The sequence below is a fragment of the Mucilaginibacter conchicola genome (genome assembly GCF_003432115.1).
GTDB lineage: Bacteria > Bacteroidota > Bacteroidia > Sphingobacteriales > Sphingobacteriaceae > Mucilaginibacter > Mucilaginibacter conchicola.
In genome coordinates this window covers 856,416-874,154 of sequence record NZ_QWDC01000003.1, presented here as the reverse complement: position 1 = coordinate 874,154, position 17,739 = coordinate 856,416, and the positions used below count along the sequence as shown (strand labels likewise).

Genomic DNA, 17,739 nt, shown 5'->3' with positions numbered 1-17,739 from the left:
AAAAAAAAATAGCGCTGATAAAAGAGGGCAATATCCTGCCCCGCTGGGAATTGCCAGCTTATGTAGGTAGCAGGAACAGCATATTTACCAGTGACCATCTGAAAGGGAGGATTGTGCTTATCGACTTTTGGATCAGAGGTTGCGGATACTGTATGGAATCATTTGCCCATCTTAAAAAGCTTCAGAAACGCTACGGTAGTCAGATCCTGATTGTCAGCATCAATGCTTCCGACCCGCTAAGTGATGTCGTCTTCTTTTACAAAAGGGAAAACCCGGCGTACCTTATGCTTTACAATGGCCATGATCTTGCAAAGCAACTGGGTGTGGATAGTCATGGTTATCCGACCGTACTTATTCTTGACAAAACCGGAAAGATTATGTATTCCGGAAATTTTGATAATCAAAAGATAGAGAACTTGCTTAGCACTGCATTGCAAAATTGAAAGCACTAGGCAAGGCCTTAAAATTCTGATTTATCCGTGCAGATCGATGTAACGTCTCTTTAACTCAAACGTCTTTAAAAAAAGCTTATCTATGAGACCGAAATTTTCTATGATCATTTTGCTGACGTTGGCGCTGTCTGCTGGCAAAACTTACGCGCAGACTACGGTTAGCCGTATCGATACTTTCCTGAACAATTTAAATGCGGATCATCAGATCAACGGCAGTGTATTGGTTGCAGCTCAGGGCAAAGTCCTTTATGATCATAGTTATGGTATCGCCAATGTGCATACCCATCAAGTCAACGCGATCGACACAAAATATGTGATGGCCTCAGTTTCCAAACCTTTAACAGCTATTGCCGTTTTTCAACTGATCGAAAAAGGCAAGCTTAAGCTTGATGAACCGGTTGCGCGTTATCTGCCGACGTTTTCGCTCAAAGATATTACTGTCCGTAACCTGCTGGCGCATACATCCGGTCTGCCAAATACCGAAGAATTATTCGGCGGCCAACTTAAAGCCAATCCGGATAAGCAGTATACCAATGCCGACATTCTGCCCGCTTTGGTGGCGTTCGGAACCGTTCGGTTTAGAGCAGGCGAAAAATATGAGTATAGCAATACCAACTACAGTTTATTGGCATTGCTGATTGAAAAACAAACCGGGCGTGCATTTGCTGATTACATGAGGCGATATGTTTTCAAGCCTGCCGGTATGGCGAATACTGAAATCATCGATTCTGATTTCAATTTTCCTGCAGGTTTTGCCAAAAAGTATGACCGCCCCATCCACTATGCCGACACGCTGAGACTGGTGACAGAAGTACCTGAAATCCGTCAGTGGACCTATAACTGGGTAGGCTTTCAGGGCCCCGGCAATATGGTATCAACAACCCATGACCTCCTCAATCTGGATAGGGCGCTTTACGCCGGCAAATTGGTCTCAGCGAGGAGCATGGATCTAATGTTCACGCCCAACAAACTAAATGACGGCAGCATACCTTATTTTCGGGCTGGGATCGACGAAGCGGCCTATGGTTTAGGTTGGTTCATCTTCAGGCACACCGATAATGGCAGAGTGGTATGGCACAGTGGCGGTATACCGGGGATGAATACTTTCTTGTTGCGCAACATCGAAAAAAAACAACTTGTTATTACCATGGATAACGCACAAAATGCGCCGGTAGCACCGGAGTTATATATCATCTTAAGCAATAAGCCATTTTTTCGGGGAAGATCGCTTGCCAGGCTATATGTCACCACGCTTTTAGACAAAGGGGCAGATCGGGCACAGGAAACACTGAATCGCCTTAAGACTGACAAGAATTGGACTTTAAGTGAAGGAGAACTGAACTTCCTTGGGATCGAACTGATGAACAACAAACATCTGACGGAAGCGCTCGAAGTGTTTAAAACAAATACTATTCTGTTCCCTGATAGTTTCAATACCTATGACAGTTATGGGGAAGCGCTGATGAAAGCAGGCAGGAAGGAAGAAGCGATAGAGATGTATAAAAAGTCGATCAAGCTCAATCCAGGCAATCAAAGCGGAAAAAAAATGCTGGAAAAACTTCTTGGTGAACCTTGATAAATAATAAGTTCGTTATAAAAAATTGCCGGGAGTTGATGAGTTCGATAAGTGATTTGTTAAAGCGGATATGGGTTATTCCATGGTCCGTCAGCTAATAGCGGTTTTATCCAGTACACTCTATCTATTTTAAATTCTAATGTATATGATTCAAAAATCGAATACCGGAAAAGAATCAGTGTTATTGGTCAGTCCGATGATGGTGTTCCCTCTTTTAAGATCTCTCCAAAAAAGGCTTCTGAAACCTGCTAATCCATTAGGATGCTGAACGATTATCCTGCCATCATTTTTTTAATAAATCACCCCGCTCCGTATCTGGAACGGCGACCATCTTTCAACAGGAGCGTTCCATATAGCTGTTCAGTACTTTCTTTTGACGACACCCGATGGGATCTCAACGCATGGTCACTTAAAAAGGTCTTCGGCAGCAGAATAAATCCCGCCGTCGCCTGTTGTTTGTATAGCGTTATCGCAGCAAATCTCAGGTTAAACATCTTCACCATAAACCGTCACGATTAAGATCAACGTTCAGCTCTCGCGGCAAATACTACTGCCGGTTGCAGGACCACAAACGGCGCTGGTTATTTTCGGAAATTTATACCGGCAAAATCTATGTACTGCTTTCCTTTATTTGTCTTAAAACTGACCGTAAAGCCCGCAAATCCTGCGTTAACACCCAAAGAAAGTGCATGTTTGTTGTCGATAACATCCAAAGGGACCTCATTGGTACTGCCCATTGTTTTTAGCCGGCACATCAGGACCCTATCAGGGGTAATATATAACTCGACGCTTTTGAATTTGGTGTCGCCTATCAGCATCTGGTAACCGTCTATGCGGTATAGTCCCGTCCGCTTCTGCCAACGACCTACGTCGATCGGTTTCAGCCTGTAACCCCAGTTATATTCCCTTTCGCCGGTCCGCCGGATCAGATAATGATACCCACGGATATTGGTAAAGAAAAAACGCTGCCCCGTTTTTTTCACCAGCGTATCGCTGCCGCTGATCTCGTAAGGAAGATATTGATCTGCGCTGAGCGGCTTCAAGATCGTAGTTTTGTCGTTCTCGCGCATTCTGAGGAAGTTATTTCCCACCGAAACGGACACATATGATGTCGCCTTGCCATAGCTACCCGCGTGTTTCTTAAGCTCGGCTAAGGACAATTGAACAACATGAGATGTATCGCGGAATGCCCCGGTTATCGGAGCGGGAAAGAGATCAGAAATAAGCAAGCCAAATCTGGGCAGCAGGTTAAAGCAGAAATCCTCCGCAGCCTGTCCGCCCTCTGAGGTATTGGTCATCACGATGACAGCAGCGTTCTTGTCAGGGATCAGGAGCAATTTGGCCTGGGCAAAGCCAGCACTGCCCGCGTGGTAAACAGCAAAGGTTGAATCATTTTTGAACATGAACCAGCCCAGGCCTTTTTTATTGGTTTCTATCGGCACCGACGCATTCTGAAGGCTGAACATCTTACGAAGGCTGCCCGATTTGATGATAGCATTTGATTCGCCCCGGTAAGCTTTCAGTAAGCCGGTCGCATATTGGGTAAAGTCATTCAGACTTGTATAAATACCGCCGGAAGCGATATCCCGGAGTTCGAATACCCGGAAGTTTTGCCCGTAAGCGTATATCTTGCTCCGGTTCTGCAAACTGTCCATAGCGAATCCGCTGTGCGACATACCCAATGGATCAAGAATATGGCGGTGAATATAATCGGCATAGTCCTCCTGACTGACGCCCTTAATGACATTACCCAGAAGGTTGTATCCCGCATTCGAATAAAGTCCTACCATCCCGGCCGGGTACAATAGGTAGGTTTGATTGACAAAGCCCGGGACATCTGTATATTTTCCGCTTTCCAGGTCCGAGTTTTTCCAGATGTCGGATTGGATGCCTGAGGTATGGGTCATTACCGATTTCACGGTGATCTTGTCCGGGCTGATACCCGGCCTGGCCATCGGGCGAAACCGGGGCAGGTATGTTTTTAAGGACTGATTGATGTCCAGTTTGCCCTGCTCATTCAATTGCATCAAAGCCAAGGCGGTAAAGGTTTTGGTTATGGAGCCGATATTGACCACCGTCTGCGGCGTCATCGCAGTTTTGTTCTCCCTGTCGGCATAGCCGAAGCCCTGTTGCCAGATCACTTTACCATCCATTATGATAGCAGCGCTCAATCCGACAATATGGTCTGATGCCATTTTTTCTTTAAAATATTGCTCTGAACTCCTGGCGAGATCTGCGTGACCGGCGGGTCGTTGCGCAAAAGCACCGGGAGTGATCAGCAAAAAGAACAATAACAATAACTTCATATTCTAAATGGGAATATCTTTAAATAACCCAAAACCCTGATTACATCCTCAGTGAACGCGGCAGAACCGGAGTCGATCACTTGATGCAAAAAAAGCGTGCGGCATTATTATAAAAGAGGTCTTCTTTCTGCCTACCGCTTAAAAAGGTCGCAGATTCAATATTTTTGATTGATAAGGGGATAGCATCCTCCCAAATCATTTGATCAGAACCGTACATCAGGCGTTTGCCGAACCCGGCTGTCAAAAGGGCTTTTAGATAGACGTGAAATTCCGCTTTGGGCAGCACCCAGTTAATCACTGAAATGTCCGCATAGACCTGAGGATATACCGTCAGGATGGCCTTGGTTTCTTCGAGGTACGGATAACCGGCATGCATCATTTGAAGTTTTAATTTTGGGTACTTCTTGAGTACTGGTTCCAGGTGTGATGGTCTTCCGGCGTCTATCGAGAATTTGGGTGAGCCCCGGTAAGGTGTTTCCGGGGGGCCTATCCCGGTGTGGACGGCAACGGGAATGCCGTAACGCTCACAGATCGCCAGGTAAGGTTCATATTCCGATTCATCCAATGTGCGGCCTTCATATTGTAAACCGAGTTCGCCGAACACAAGGATCTTTTTGTCCACTATGAGCTTCCTGAAGGTGAAGGTGTCTGGTAATGGATTATTCTGATGGTCGGGGAATTCCAGTGAACTGATAAAGCGCTCTGGATCACGCACAATGAAATCCGCGTTTCTTTTCAGCGTACCTGAGCAGATCGCTTTAACCACATGGTTTTGTCTAAGTAATCCATAATTGGTGTTCAAAATGGCCTCATTAGTGGCGGCGTCAGGTCTTTTCCCCGTAACGGGATTAGGCGGTGGTAGCGGCCCGTAATCGCCTGCCGAACGTGTATGAAAATGCACATCGATGATCTTTCTCTGCTGGCCAAAACCATAGAAGTTCCAGGAGAGCAAAAGAAGAGCAAAGAAGTAACGCATGAGGTCGTGTTTTGAATATAAATATAAGGACTTATTTCTTTAATTCACGGCATCAACGCTACTTTAAAATCCAACAACGCTCCGGATGGGTCACGGATTCTGCCTATTGATTCATCCTTCCTTGATCCAAATAAAAGATTCGTTCATATATGCTTGATAACGGTATCACCAGGGTCCCTGCTGGTTGTCATAAGGGCACCTGATCAGCTACGTAAAAAGCCTGCTTAAGCAGGCTTTTTACGTATACCAGTTATTGTATATCTTCCTTTACGTTATTCAATGTTCGCTTACCCGGCAGGTAGATCTGAAAACCAAAGGACAGCCCTCATGTACTTTGGTAACCTGCGCTACCAAAGCCGCCTGTACCCTGATACTTTAAAAGGGTTTCCAGACCTATATTAGGGGTCACAAAATAGGCGAAGCCGGGACCGAAGCTAAAGTCGATCCCATTGGTGTTTCCGCTGTTATTGCTGACATTGATACCTCCGATGCCGGCAGTGGCTTCACCGAAAAAACGACCGTGCCTGAGCACTTCCACATCAGCTCCGGTGTAGTAACGTCCCAAGGTACCCAGGCCGGATTGGGTGGTCGTGCCCGAATTTTTAGCCGTTTGGATTCCGAATTTTGCATAAGCACCCAAGGCCACGTTATCCTGGATGAACCAGGCCGCTTTTGGGGTCAGCTCGACGCTGAATACCTTGGAATCGTCCAGGCCCAAATTAAGGTCAGCCATATTTCCGCCGACCATCACATTACCTTTTTGGATCTGCGCCTGGGCTTCGTAGCTTAAGCTTAACGTCGCGGCTAAAGCGATGATAAAGGGTTTAAACATTTTTTTCATATCGTCAAATTTTTATCGGACAAAAGAAAGCCACTAGCGGCGATTGGTAAAACCCGTTCGACCAAAGGGTGTTTCCAACGGATGTAAATGTCTCCCCGACCGTCGTACCATTCCCTAAAGAGTTACGGGCCCGTTGCAAGGCAGCCGGTCTAGTCGTATCTTAGCATCATGGAAAGAACCCTAAATTGTCTGGTGATCGATGATGACCCGGAGGTCAATGCTTATGTCTGCGAGATGATCGGTCAAACACCTTTTCTTACCCTGGACGGCACTTTTGATCATGCGCCAGCAGCTTTGCCTACACTGGAAGCGGGGAACATTGATCTGCTGGTACTGGATATCAACCTGCCCGGAATAAATGGGGTCAGCTTTGCAGCAACGTTAAGAGGGCTCACCGCCTATCCACCACCGAAAGTGATACTCATCAGCGGCTCGCGGGATTATGCTGTTGAGGGTTATAAGGTCGATGCCGTCGATTATCTGGTCAAACCTTTTTCCTACGAAGAATTTTATAAAGCGGTATCGAAGGTTCGCGCCATGATACAGCTTAGAAAGGCAGCGCCTTTGGGTGACTTTCTTTTTCTTAAAGTGGAGCATGACCTGGTTCGCGTGAATATTGCTGACATTAGTTTCATAGAAAGCGCCAAAGATTACGTCAAGGTCTGTTGCCGGGATAAGGTGATCACCGCCTTATCCACTTTGAAGGCCATAGAAGAGCGATTGACCGGCCACCGGTTCATGCGTGTTCACCGGTCTTTTATCGTCAACCTGGACAAGATCGAACAAATACAGCATCTGACCATAAGGTTCGGAAAGACAATCATTCCGGTGACCGAACAATACCGGGAGGCCTTTAAGGCTGAGTTTCGTGAGTGGCTTTAACGAACGAAAAGCGATTTTTGTCGGCTGGCATTTGGTTTTGGTCGAAGCGGTTTGATGATCCTTCTCTTACCACGTTGTTTTGAGCAAACATTAAATCGAAACGACATGAAAAAGATAGTATTGATCGCTTTTTTAGCCGCAGCCAGCATCAACTGCAAAGCTTCGGCCTCCATTGATTCAACAAAAAGAGATACGGCCGAGATCAACAAGCAGGTGCAGAAACTAAATGAAAAACTGACCGACCTGCAAACAGAACTCAGCAAGATACAACAAAGATTACCGGAAGAGCGAACTGCGGCAGAGGAAGCAGCTGGCAACTCCAACAAAGCCCAGGAAAAAAGCCGTAAACAGGCTGCTTCAGCGGTAGGTGGCGATGCTGGAGATGCGCGCAAAGCTGCTAAGCTGGCCAAAAAGGCTGCTAATGAAACAGATGACGCTGAAGATGCTGCAAAGAAAGTAGAGAAGGACGAACAAAAGATCAAGGACCTGAACAAGGATATGCAAAAGACCAGGGAAAAGATCGCTAAGCTGCTGCAAGAGAATAGCTAAAAACCTTTAGTGTTAATTCTTGTTTCAGGACAATATCCATGACAACAAAAAAAGGCAACTTTTCCGGGACCATCAACCGGATCCTGATGATCTTCCTGTTGTTCACTTTTGTAGTGACAACAGGATCTTTCATTTTACGGCACACCATTAGCCGAAAACTGGAGAATCTTGGTCAGCAATTGACCGCGCCGTCCTATCAGCAAGGGATCAGCGATCTGCTGGTCGAATTGGATATGGCTGAGAACAGCTTTCAGAAAGCCACGGCAGACGGTAGTCAGGCTGACCTGACTGCTTATCAGCATCGTCTGGATACGATCTTTACCGGCCTGACGAAGATCATTGACCATTACAAGCGCGGAGGCGGAAGGCCTATACCGGAAAGCAGGCGGCAACTGGAACAAAAACTGCAGCAGAAGCTGGAGCTTTCCCGTCAGTTATTTGGTCTACGAAAAAAATTCGATTCGCTGTTGAGCGTCACAACTTTTGACCGGATCCACCGGCGCATCGCAAACAGAAACATTCCTAAAGCCGCGTTACGCGCTGATACGATCGTTACCACCCGGAACGAAGCCACGAAACTGAATTTATTCCACCGTTTGAAAGAAGCGCTCAGAAGCACGCGGGCAGTAAAAGTGGTCACCGTCCGCGAGAAGAACAACGGTCGGGTCAGCTTATCGGACAAAAGTGCGCGCCAGTTACTGGCGCAATTGAATTCAGAGTATGACAGGCTGGCGAATTCAGGGCAGGCGCTGGTGCTGGCTAATCTCAATTTGCTGACCCAGCTCCGGCATCTGACCCGGCAGTTGCAGGATATTGACCACATCGCTTTTGAGCGCAGCCGGGAGGCCACTTTAAAAGCCTACGCTTCGGCAACCCGTGATCTCAACACTTTCACGGGTATCGCGCTGGCGGCGGTGCTCATCTTCATCATTGTGTTGCTCATATATATCCGCCGTTTAGGCTGGGCTGAACGTCGGCTACGCGTCGAGAGCAAAAGAGCCATCAAACTTGCAGGCCAGAAATCGGAGATACTTGCCATCATGAGTCATGAGATCCGGAATAAATTGATGGCAATTAACGGGGCTGTATTCATGCTCAGGCGAAGTGAGCTGTCTCCTCAACAGGAACAAAAAGTAAGCGTGATCAATTTGGCTTCAGGGCTGGTGTTGGAAACGGTCAACAATGTGCTCGACGTCAGCAAACTGGAGCAGGGGTATGCGGAAACGAGAAAAAGCGGCCCGTTCCTGCCCGCCGAAGCGATCAGTGACGCGGTGGAGGCCATGCGTTTCATGGCCGAAAATAAGGGCATAAACTTGGACCTGCATTCGGGTATCGACAAGGAGAAGTATATTGCCGGGGATAGCTTTCGACTGAAGCAGATCCTGCTGAACCTCCTGAGTAATGCGATCAAGTACACCGATAGAGGCGGCGTGACAGTGCGGTGCGCTCTCCATGATGCAAATACAGCCGAACGGCTCGAGCTAAGTGTGCAGGACACTGGTGTCGGTATCGCTAAAGATCGCCTCTCGCAATTATTCACACCCTATCAGCAGGCGGGTGGCCAAAAGCCTGGCACAGGCCTGGGACTATACTTATGCCGCCAGTTGATCACTCAGGAAGGCGGAAAGATAGCGGTTGAAAGTAAGGAAGGAAGCGGAACTGTCTTTCAATTCCACATTGATTACGGCAAAACCCCGGCCGGAGATCAGGCTTCGGCACTTACGCTTCACCTTTAGGGAATGCCGGATCGTAAAGTCGCCTTGAAAAAACCGGGGCATCACTATTTTGCAAGGTTCGATAAATAACTGGGGCTGCCGCTATTGATTGATCATTTGCCGGTCTGCGGCATCATAGGTCGGACGACGAATTGAGTGCCGCAGGCCAGAGAATTTAATATAGGGCGAATTTTAAAGGTAGGGAGATGCATACATTTTCAAGTCTTCTGCTTAAAATGCTAGTTGCTTTTTTTTTACGATCTTTAAGTTTTTCCAGTCGCCCGGAGAGCCGAAGCCGACCCAATAGGCAATTTTTGAACCGCCCGTGCTGGTCAGCGGGGTAACGACTAACGCGGGTTTCTTAGCGTAGTTTACATAAACACTCACCTTAGCTGGACTAACATCAATTTTAGCATGGAACCAATCGTTCGGATTCGGTGCGGGTGTTACGGAGAACTCGTATTTGTTAGGATATTTTTCGCGAAGCATTGGCCAATCATATTGTGGCAAAGCGATGTATTGTACCGCATGGCTTCGTCTTACACTATCATCAGCTTTAAAATTGAACGGGCGGAAATAAACCGCTTCGTAAGTGCTGTCGTTCAAGCCATGATATGCCAGACCTACAAAGCTGCCTTGCAATCGGTCATTTCCTTTAATATCGAATTCAATGGTCCCGTAGGTAAATTTCCGGCCTTTCAGCCAAACTAAGCCGGCACTGTCAACGCCATTTACATGAATAGTGCCGTCATTAGTAACGGTTAGCTGACGGTTAACGAGATCAAAATCTGTAGCTTTCGGCTTGGTCTGCGCTGCGCAGTTGATCGCTGTAAACAAAGTCAGCGCAACCAAGATGTTAAGTTTATTCAAGAGCATAAATTGTGTTTTAATAAAAGTGAGTATTGTACCTTCATTTGGCCTTCTTCTCAATTGCCTGCAAACGTCCCGCCGCGTTCTTGTTCTCAGGGCTCAGCTCGACCGCTTTACGATAACTAGCGGCAGCCTGTGCCAGATCGCCTTTCTCCTGGTAGCAATCGCCGATGAGCTCGTAGCCGTAAGAGAGATCCCCGTTCCTGGCCTGCAACTGTACGGCCGTTTGAAGTACCTTAATGGCCTCGTCATACTTATTCCTGCGCTGCAGGTATTTGCCGGTACTGATCAGGTCACCGATCTCAAAACTAAAATCATATCGTTCCTGTCCGGTGGCTTTTAACTGTCGGTAATAAGCCAATCCAACGTTAACATCATCGAGCATCCGGTCGCGGATAGTCAGGTATAATGACTTTTTAGGGACGGTATAAGGCTGGTGATGCAGGATGTTCAAAATGGTGGTTTTTAGCGGCCAAACCTTCATCTGCTGATTATTGGTCATCATGACAATAGTGATATCTTCCGGCAGGTTGGTATAAAAGGCTGCTTCATGATTATAATTCGAACCCTGGTGCTGGTGCCAGATGAGCCGATCGCCTTCATATCCGGTGGTACCCAGGCTGCTCTCACCACCGGGAAAACTTTCTGCCAGCAGTTTAAGCGATTTTTCACTGATGAGTTTACCACTGTGCAATGCCCTGGTCCATTCATACAGATCCCGAACGGGTAATCGGACCCAGCCAGTAACACCAGTGGCATAATCGGACGGACGGCCCGCCTGGTCGAATGCCTTCGCCATTCCGAAACCATTGACCGGGTAATCGACCAGGGAGGCGTTCATACCTGCCGGCTGTAGCAGGTTCTTACGAATGAACTCCGCATAGCTGAGGCCGCTCACTTTTTCTATGATACGCCGCTGCAGCACCACGTTCACGTGGTTATAGATATACACCGTACCCGGTTGAGCAGCCAGCGCGTTTAACTTAAGCAAACTTTGATAAACCAGGGCGTCAGTGCTGTCGGCCGCTGGCCCAAGCGCCGGAATGCCGCTGGTATAATTGATCAGTTGCTTAAGTTTTATTGTTTTGGCCCAGGCCGGGAACTCAGGGAAGAATTTAGCAAGGCTGTCGTCTAAAGATAATTTGCCGCGCTCACTGAGCAGCATGATCGCCACGCCATTGAATTCTTTGCTGATCGAGCCGATGTCGAACTTCATCGAAAGATTCAACGGTGTGGTCTTGGTCCCGTCTGCATAGCCCAAAGATCTTTCGTAAATGACCTTTCCTTTCACCGCTACAAGGATATTCCCGTTGAAGATACCTCTTTGATGTGCCAATTGCATAGCCGAGTCGATCTGGCGCACCGCAGCTTGCTGTGCGAAGGAGTCCATAACTGAAATGGACAATAAGATAAAATAAATGAGTCTTTTCATATACAGGATACGCTTAAGTGACCGTGGCTTTTTATTGATCAATGAGCCAATTTCTGTCACGATCAGTTCGCCGTTAACTTTTTCATCCCATTAAGCGAGCTTATCAATTTAGGATCAAGTTCCAATGCCTTTTGATACATCAAAATTGCACTCCGCTTATCACCCGATTCAGCGAGCGCCATTGCAAGGCTGTCGTACACGTTCGCACTGTTTGGAAATAATACGGTGTTGAGTCTGAGAACTTCCAGGCCCTGCGCTTTATAATTATTGAAGAACATACCAATACCAGCCATATTGAATTCCCGCTCATCCGTATAAAAATGAGCTGTGTCCGTTTTGATAGTATTGAATCGGGCCCAGGCTTCATTTACACCATATTTTGTTAATGTTCTTGCAAATTCGTTCGCTGAAGACTTTTTATCTGTTTGTGGTGTTCCGCCGTTAAGTAGATATAAAACGCTCATTGCAGTGTTGTGGGTACTACGTTGGGTTACATTATTTAGTACGATAACTGTCTGATCTTTGGTTATATTTCGAATGAATGCCGTTACAGCTCCGGCCATCCCGCCAGTATGAAATACCACTTTTCCATAGGTAGTATCCTTTAACACACACCACCCTAAGCCCATGTACGAAAGTGTGTTTTTCCAACCCCTTACAGCCAACTCCCCGTTATTTAAACGCACTGGTGTAAATGCTTTGTCCAGGGAGGATCGTTTAATGATTTTACCATGGTACAAGGCTCTATCAAAGCCAAGTAGATCTTCGGTCGTGGTAACGACATTACCCATACCGACCAAACCATTTATATGAAGCAACTCTATTTGATTCTGCCTCAATGAATCTGCTCTCTGAAGTACCCATGGTGCGAAATTCAGATAGTCATATCCAGTTACCCGATTAGCGTCACTGACTTTTATCAGGGGTGTGTTAATGTAGGTGTGTAGCATGCCTGCCGGCTTGAATAGGTTTTTACTTAAATAGTCTGGAAATGAAGTCTTAGCAATTTTTTCTACTATAAGCGCAAGCAAATTATATCCGGTATTAGAGTAACTCCATTTTTCGCCGGGCGCCGACGCGAACGCATTTTTGTCATTATTTATAGCAACAGGGATATCAACGAGGGTGAATATTTTACTGGTATCTTGAAGATAGGGTCTTTCCAAGATCTGAAAATCCACCAGTCCGGAAGTATGCGATAAAAGTTGGCTGATCGTTACAACTCCGTTATTTAGCTCAGGGATATACTTTTTAACAGGATCATTGAGGAGGAGCTTTCCCTTTTCATATAGCTGGAAAATTGCAACAGATGTAAATATTTTAGAAACTGAGGCCAGATGGAATGCTGAGGCTGGTGTGACCGGAGTGTTGCTTGCTGTGTTAGCAAGACCGGTTGAATGTTGGTAGATCACCTTACCTTTTTCAGCGACCAGGACGTTTCCTGACAGCTCATAATCCGCAATTCTGGTCTTTACCAAACTATCAATTTGTTTGACGCGGTTTTGTGAATATGCCTTGAGGTTCAACGTGATCAACAGAAGGCTAATTGCGATAATTCTCATTTGAATTATAATTTGATGAATACATCTAAAAATAGGTAGCGCCAACATCTAAAAATTGGTCTTCCCTTTTCGGCCCATTAGGATGTTCCCGTTGAACATTTCTCTTTGATGTGCCGATTGCATAGCTGAGTCGATCTGGCGCACCTGTGCTTGCTGTGCGAAGCAAGTTAAAATGGAGATCGAAAGTATTATAAAACAGATAAGTCATTCTATATCCAAAAGACGTGGCCAAAGCAGAAACGTTGCATTACTCTTTCGTATATTTTATGGCATCCGCCTGCTGGACGGTTTCAACTTCATTTCCGCCCCCCGTCGTTTTTATGCCTAAAATGATCACACCATCAGCCCCTACAGCTTTTGCTTTGGTTAAGATGGCTTCTTTCACTTTATTAGCATTGACGGCGGTCGAGGTATAAATGTGACCGATGACCTTGTATTTCTTAGCTACGTCTTTTTCGGCATAATAGACATCTACCTGAGTACTGGCAGGTAGCTGGTCACCCATGTAGGATGTCGTGGCACAGGAACTGAATAAAGTTGCGAGGGTGATGTATATACCGGCTAAGCGAGTTTTGTCTTTCCTGTTCATGCAAGGGTAGTACAGTTTTATGTATAAGGTTTACTGATGGTTCTTCAGCCATTCCAGTCGTCTCTGATCAGGCAAATGCTTTACTTTAAAATGCTCAAACTTTGCTTCGAAACCATCACCATCCGGAGAGGCAGCCATCAAACCCACCATGACCGGGGTATTGTTCTGAAGTGGTGCGTTCCGTGTCAGGATATAGGTTTTGTCATCAAGAGAATAAAAGACCTCCAAAGCGTCCAGCCGTCGGATCACTTTGATCCAGATGAACGGCGGGATCTTTTTAAGAGTCAACACGCTCCAGTCACTTTTTCCATGGGTAACTACCGTACTGACATTTAATTTGCCGTCAACAAACTCCACGCCTGTTTTGATATAGTTCTGGTGATCGGTTCTGATCATCAGTCCCATCTGATCAAACCGGGCTTTATACATCCCGGTAAGTTTTACTTTAGCCTCAAATTCGCCACCATACTGCCCGTAATAGAATGGCGCATCATCTACAGTAAACTTATAATGTGAGATCCGCCAATAATCACTTTTAGGTGTCACCTGCATCAGCAGCGCATTGTTTTTGATCTCCCATTGTTCCGGTTCGTTGAACCATTGCATTTTATTCAGACTTTGTGCTATTAATTGGTTAAAACCAAGTAAAAAGCAAATGATAAATAAACTTTCTTCATTATGTTCGCAAAACTATTGGGTTACATGATTAAGCCCAATGGTTATTAATAACCATATGCGTCCGCTTCTTGATATTAAATTGTTTTCTCAGCCTTTTAACGCTGATGACGGGGAAGACCAGCAACTGGACACCTCGAAAGTGATCGCCCGGCATTACGCTGAGCTCGAGCACGGAATTAGCGTGCTCAGCGATATCAAAATGAGAAAAAGCTATGTCTACCACGGTGGGCTGGCCGAACAGCTCGGCATTGATCTTCGCCATGAAGTGATCGATTCTATTTGGGAAGACGAATTGCTCAACAGGGTACACCGTGAAGACCTGGAGAGAAAATACCGTTTGGAGTTCAGGTATTTTCAAATGCTGAAGACTATGGAGCCCATGGAGCGAACGGATCACAGCGTGATCACACGCTTACGGATCAAAGATCAGACGCAGCGTTACCTGAGCATTCAACATCGCCTGATCTACATAGGTAACGCAACCGATGGCGGGATCCGTTTAGCACTTTGCCTGTACAACCGACATTACGACCTCACCCCGGCGAATACACCTTACGGCGTCATCGTTAATAACCGAACGGGGGAAATCATTGAGACCGATCATTACCAATTGAATGGACTGCTCTCCTCAAGGGAAAAGGAGGTGTTGCAACAGATGAAAGCTGGTAAAAGAAGCAAAGAAATAGCAACAGATCTATCATTAAGCGTCTTTACGGTGAACCGTCACCGTCAGAATATTTTTAAAAAGCTGGAGGTCAGCAATGCGATCGAAGCCTGCCGCATGGTGGAATATCTTTGATATACAATCTGTACAGAAAACCTGATGATAAAAACTACACTTACATAGTGAGCTTGGCAATGGACCTGTTCGGTGGTCAATGGAAAGAGTTACCTTCTAGCATTTTGAGGATTGCCTCAGACGGTACGGTGAGCTCGGTAACTAGTTGCCCTATGTTACCGAATGCAAGGCAGCCCGCATTCCCTAACAACGCTTACAGCCATTTTTGAGGTTTGATCCCACAGGGTACCGCGAAAAGGCGTGAAGATAAGAAGGGACTTATACAAATACAATTCTGGTTAATAAAAACGATTATAAACCATGTCCTGACCGTTTTTGACTTTACAATCTATCCGCGAACATAGGTTTTGCATTTGTAACCCTATTTGTATGAGAAATGGATACAACTATCCAAGGATCGGTTACATTTTGGGTAGCGCTATTATGGACCTTTGTCTTATCAAATCATCAGATAATGACAAAAGAAACAAAGCAAACAGAAAAAGTATGGTTCGTGACCGGCGCTTCTAAAGGCTTAGGTGCTGACCTCGTAAAACAACTACTGGCCGGCGGTTATAAGGTGGCCGCCACTTCAAGAAAAAAAGAGGCGCTGATCGAAGCAATTGGTGAGCATGAGAACTTCCTGCCATTGAATATGGACGTTACCGACAACAATGATGTAAAAAAGGTGATCGGTGCGGTAGTTGACAAGTTTGGACGTATGGACGTGATCGTAAACAATGCCGGATTCAGCCAGATCGGGGCGGTAGAAGAACTTAGTGCTGCAGAGGTGCAAAGGAACTTTGATGTCAATGTATTCGGTCCCTTGCATGTGATCCGCCATGCGGCACCCTACCTGAGAGCGCAGCGTTCAGGCCATATTTTTAATATCGCGTCTATCGGTGGCTTTGTAGGCAACTATGCGGCATTCGGTATCTATTGCTCTACCAAGTTCGCTATGGCCGGTTACACAGAGGCACTGGCTGTAGAAATGGCGCCATTCGGCGTGCACACCACGCTGGTTTACCCGGGTTATTTCCGCACCAGCTTTCTGGAAAAAGATTCTGCCATGCTGCCCGCCAATGCCATCGATGCCTATGCCAATGCACGTGAGGTAGAGGCTCAGCACCTAAATGAGATCAGCGGTAACCAACCTAATGACCCGAAGAAGGCTGCAAGCGCATTTATTGAGCTAAGCAAACAAGAACAGCCCCCCGTACATTTCTTTATGGGTGTTGATACACCTGCACTGGTCAAAGGCAAGATTGATATTATCGAAAAGGCTTTGGCTGCTAATTTGGAATTGACCGGATCAACCGCAATAATTGAATAATGGAAAATACGATGGAAGAAACAAAAGCATACCCGGGCATGTGGGTGACCGCAGATGGCCATGTGCGCCAGGAGCTATTGCCAAACGGCCGTTATGATGAAGCCCGGGGCAATCGCAAAAGCGCCTACCAGGGTAGTTACCGGATCAAAGGCGACCATATCGATTATAAAGATGATACAGGTTTTACCGCTGATGGCGAATTTCGCGATGGTGTCCTTTACCACGGTGGCATGATCTTTTACAAGGAAAATCAATAATTTAGCTTATGCCTGGCACATTCCGTTTTCATACCCTATCAGACCTGCACGCTTATTACGGCTTGCCGGGGCCTGAACACCCGATGATCAGTTTGATCGATTATAGCAAGGTCAAGTACCCCGATGATACCGCAAGCCTGAAGTGGTTGCAGGATTTTTACATGTTCGCATTAAAGCGGAATGTGCAGGCTAAATTTAATTACGGCCAGCAACCCTACGATTTTGATTCAGGCGTGCTTTCCTTTTTTGCGCCGCAACAATTACTGCAGGTACAGATCAAACCTGATGTAGAGGTCAATCAGACCGGTTGGCTTTTACTGGTCCATCCCGACCTGCTTTGGAATACCCCGCTGGCCGAACAGATCAAGAACTATGAGTTCTTTCAGTATAAAGTAAATGAAGCCCTGTTTTTATCAGAAAAGGAAGAAGCTGTCATAGCCGAGATATTTCAGAAGATCGAGAAGGAATATCAGTCGAACATGGACCAGTTCAGCCAGTCTCTGATCATCAATCAACTGGAATATCTGCTGATCTATGCTGACCGTTTCTACAACCGACAGTTTCTGACCCGTAAGATTACCAATCACCAGATCCTGGATAAACTGGAAGCTTTGCTTCATGAACATTTTGCGGAAGATAAGCTGATTGATAAGGGTATACCCACGGTACAGCAGATCGCGGAAGAACTGAATATATCTGCCAATTATCTAAGCACCCTTCTCAAGGTATTGACCGGACAAAGCACCCAGCAATTCATTCATGACAAGCTGATCGAAAAAGCAAAGGAAAAGCTATCGGCCACGAACCTGTCCGTGTCCGAAATTGCTTATAGCCTGGGGTTTGAACACTCGCAATCCTTTAGCAAGCTTTTTAAAGCTAAAACAGATCTCACTCCAATGGCATTCAGACGAGCCTTCAATTAAATGTAAATCTGTGGATTATC

17 protein-coding genes are annotated in these 17,739 nt (G+C 46.2%); 9 read left to right on the top strand and 8 right to left on the bottom strand.

Annotated elements, in window-relative coordinates; all coding sequences use genetic code 11:
- Both D0C36_RS20690 and D0C36_RS20685 read left to right on the top strand, forming a co-directional pair.
- The coding region (locus tag D0C36_RS20690) for a TlpA family protein disulfide reductase (RefSeq protein WP_147322072.1) at positions 1–443 on the top strand (443 nt) is incomplete at its 5' end.
- A gap of 91 nt (positions 444–534) precedes the next feature.
- A complete protein-coding gene (locus tag D0C36_RS20685) occupies positions 535–2,028 on the top strand; it encodes a serine hydrolase (protein ID WP_117393589.1) in 1,494 nt (497 codons plus the stop codon).
- 581 nt (positions 2,029–2,609) lie between these two features.
- Here D0C36_RS20685 and D0C36_RS20680 read toward each other — a convergent pair.
- The 3 genes from D0C36_RS20680 to D0C36_RS20670 all read right to left on the bottom strand — a co-directional run bounded on the left by D0C36_RS20680 (position 2,610) and on the right by D0C36_RS20670 (position 6,151).
- A complete protein-coding gene (locus tag D0C36_RS20680; protein WP_117393588.1) occupies positions 2,610–4,334 on the bottom strand; it encodes a serine hydrolase domain-containing protein in 1,725 nt (574 codons plus the stop codon).
- 76 nt (positions 4,335–4,410) lie between these two features.
- Positions 4,411–5,310 carry an amidohydrolase family protein gene (locus tag D0C36_RS20675; protein WP_117393587.1) on the bottom strand — a complete coding sequence of 300 codons (900 nt, stop codon included), beginning with the start codon at positions 5,308–5,310 and terminating at the stop codon, positions 4,411–4,413.
- 325 nt (positions 5,311–5,635) lie between these two features.
- The gene (locus D0C36_RS20670; RefSeq protein WP_233524537.1) at positions 5,636–6,151 is read right to left on the bottom strand and encodes a hypothetical protein; all 516 of its coding nucleotides are present in this window, start codon (positions 6,149–6,151) and stop codon (positions 5,636–5,638) included.
- A gap of 168 nt (positions 6,152–6,319) precedes the next feature.
- Here D0C36_RS20670 and D0C36_RS20665 point away from each other — a divergent pair, with 168 nt between their 5' ends.
- The 3 genes from D0C36_RS20665 to D0C36_RS20655 all read left to right on the top strand — a co-directional run bounded on the left by D0C36_RS20665 (position 6,320) and on the right by D0C36_RS20655 (position 9,318).
- Positions 6,320–7,033, top strand: coding sequence for a LytR/AlgR family response regulator transcription factor (locus tag D0C36_RS20665; RefSeq protein WP_117393586.1), 714 nt, complete (start codon positions 6,320–6,322; stop codon positions 7,031–7,033).
- 105 nt (positions 7,034–7,138) lie between these two features.
- A complete protein-coding gene (locus D0C36_RS20660) occupies positions 7,139–7,582 on the top strand; it encodes a hypothetical protein (protein WP_117393585.1) in 444 nt (147 codons plus the stop codon).
- 38 nt (positions 7,583–7,620) lie between these two features.
- A complete protein-coding gene (locus D0C36_RS20655; protein ID WP_117393584.1) occupies positions 7,621–9,318 on the top strand; it encodes a sensor histidine kinase in 1,698 nt (565 codons plus the stop codon).
- Between the two features lie 210 nt (positions 9,319–9,528).
- Here D0C36_RS20655 and D0C36_RS20650 read toward each other — a convergent pair whose 3' ends face one another.
- The 5 genes from D0C36_RS20650 to D0C36_RS20630 form a co-directional block, all read right to left on the bottom strand.
- Positions 9,529–10,167, bottom strand: coding sequence for a hypothetical protein (locus D0C36_RS20650; protein WP_147322071.1), 639 nt, complete (start codon positions 10,165–10,167; stop codon positions 9,529–9,531).
- Between the two features lie 40 nt (positions 10,168–10,207).
- Complete coding sequence (locus tag D0C36_RS20645) at positions 10,208–11,599, bottom strand: serine hydrolase (protein WP_147322070.1); 1,392 nt, start codon at positions 11,597–11,599, stop codon at positions 10,208–10,210.
- Between the two features lie 62 nt (positions 11,600–11,661).
- Entirely contained in the window at positions 11,662–13,161 is a 1,500-nt protein-coding gene (locus D0C36_RS20640; protein WP_158557166.1) for a serine hydrolase, read from the bottom strand.
- A 247-nt stretch (positions 13,162–13,408) separates the two neighbouring features.
- Positions 13,409–13,750 (bottom strand): hypothetical protein, encoded by a 342-nt coding sequence (locus D0C36_RS20635; protein WP_147322069.1) that lies wholly within the window; start codon positions 13,748–13,750, stop codon positions 13,409–13,411.
- A gap of 30 nt (positions 13,751–13,780) precedes the next feature.
- Positions 13,781–14,356, bottom strand: a complete 576-nt coding sequence (locus tag D0C36_RS20630; RefSeq protein ID WP_117393579.1) for a DUF1349 domain-containing protein — start codon at positions 14,354–14,356, stop codon at positions 13,781–13,783.
- 109 nt (positions 14,357–14,465) lie between these two features.
- Here D0C36_RS20630 and D0C36_RS20625 point away from each other — a divergent pair, with 109 nt between their 5' ends.
- From D0C36_RS20625 to D0C36_RS20610, 4 genes are all read left to right on the top strand, one after another.
- On the top strand, positions 14,466–15,227 hold the full coding sequence (locus D0C36_RS20625; protein WP_117393578.1) for a LuxR C-terminal-related transcriptional regulator: 762 nt from the start codon (positions 14,466–14,468) through the stop codon (positions 15,225–15,227).
- A 454-nt stretch (positions 15,228–15,681) separates the two neighbouring features.
- Positions 15,682–16,539, top strand: coding sequence for an SDR family oxidoreductase (locus tag D0C36_RS20620; protein ID WP_117393577.1), 858 nt, complete (start codon positions 15,682–15,684; stop codon positions 16,537–16,539).
- Positions 16,539–16,796 (top strand): Atu4866 domain-containing protein, encoded by a 258-nt coding sequence (locus D0C36_RS20615; protein WP_117393576.1) that lies wholly within the window; start codon positions 16,539–16,541, stop codon positions 16,794–16,796. Before D0C36_RS20620 ends, D0C36_RS20615 begins: the two co-directional genes overlap by 1 nt.
- Positions 16,797–16,804: 8 nt before the next feature.
- The gene (locus tag D0C36_RS20610) at positions 16,805–17,719 is read left to right on the top strand and encodes a helix-turn-helix domain-containing protein (protein ID WP_117393575.1); all 915 of its coding nucleotides are present in this window, start codon (positions 16,805–16,807) and stop codon (positions 17,717–17,719) included.
- The last annotated feature ends 20 nt before the right edge of the window (positions 17,720–17,739 follow it).

Coding starts and splice junctions, on each gene's coding strand:
- D0C36_RS20670 (WP_233524537.1), bottom strand. CDS start 6,151: ATGAAAAAAATGTTTAAACCCTTTATCATCGCTTTAGCCGCGACGTTA.
- D0C36_RS20655 (WP_117393584.1), top strand. CDS start 7,621: ATGACAACAAAAAAAGGCAACTTTTCCGGGACCATCAACCGGATCCTG.
- D0C36_RS20640 (WP_158557166.1), bottom strand. CDS start 13,161: ATGAGAATTATCGCAATTAGCCTTCTGTTGATCACGTTGAACCTCAAG.
- D0C36_RS20645 (WP_147322070.1), bottom strand. CDS start 11,599: ATGAAAAGACTCATTTATTTTATCTTATTGTCCATTTCAGTTATGGAC.
- D0C36_RS20665 (WP_117393586.1), top strand. CDS start 6,320: ATGGAAAGAACCCTAAATTGTCTGGTGATCGATGATGACCCGGAGGTC.
- D0C36_RS20620 (WP_117393577.1), top strand. CDS start 15,682: ATGACAAAAGAAACAAAGCAAACAGAAAAAGTATGGTTCGTGACCGGC.
- D0C36_RS20635 (WP_147322069.1), bottom strand. CDS start 13,750: ATGAACAGGAAAGACAAAACTCGCTTAGCCGGTATATACATCACCCTC.
- D0C36_RS20685 (WP_117393589.1), top strand. CDS start 535: ATGAGACCGAAATTTTCTATGATCATTTTGCTGACGTTGGCGCTGTCT.
- D0C36_RS20675 (WP_117393587.1), bottom strand. CDS start 5,310: ATGCGTTACTTCTTTGCTCTTCTTTTGCTCTCCTGGAACTTCTATGGT.
- D0C36_RS20615 (WP_117393576.1), top strand. CDS start 16,539: ATGGAAAATACGATGGAAGAAACAAAAGCATACCCGGGCATGTGGGTG.
- D0C36_RS20625 (WP_117393578.1), top strand. CDS start 14,466: ATGGTTATTAATAACCATATGCGTCCGCTTCTTGATATTAAATTGTTT.
- D0C36_RS20610 (WP_117393575.1), top strand. CDS start 16,805: ATGCCTGGCACATTCCGTTTTCATACCCTATCAGACCTGCACGCTTAT.
- D0C36_RS20630 (WP_117393579.1), bottom strand. CDS start 14,356: ATGCAATGGTTCAACGAACCGGAACAATGGGAGATCAAAAACAATGCG.
- D0C36_RS20680 (WP_117393588.1), bottom strand. CDS start 4,334: ATGAAGTTATTGTTATTGTTCTTTTTGCTGATCACTCCCGGTGCTTTT.
- D0C36_RS20660 (WP_117393585.1), top strand. CDS start 7,139: ATGAAAAAGATAGTATTGATCGCTTTTTTAGCCGCAGCCAGCATCAAC.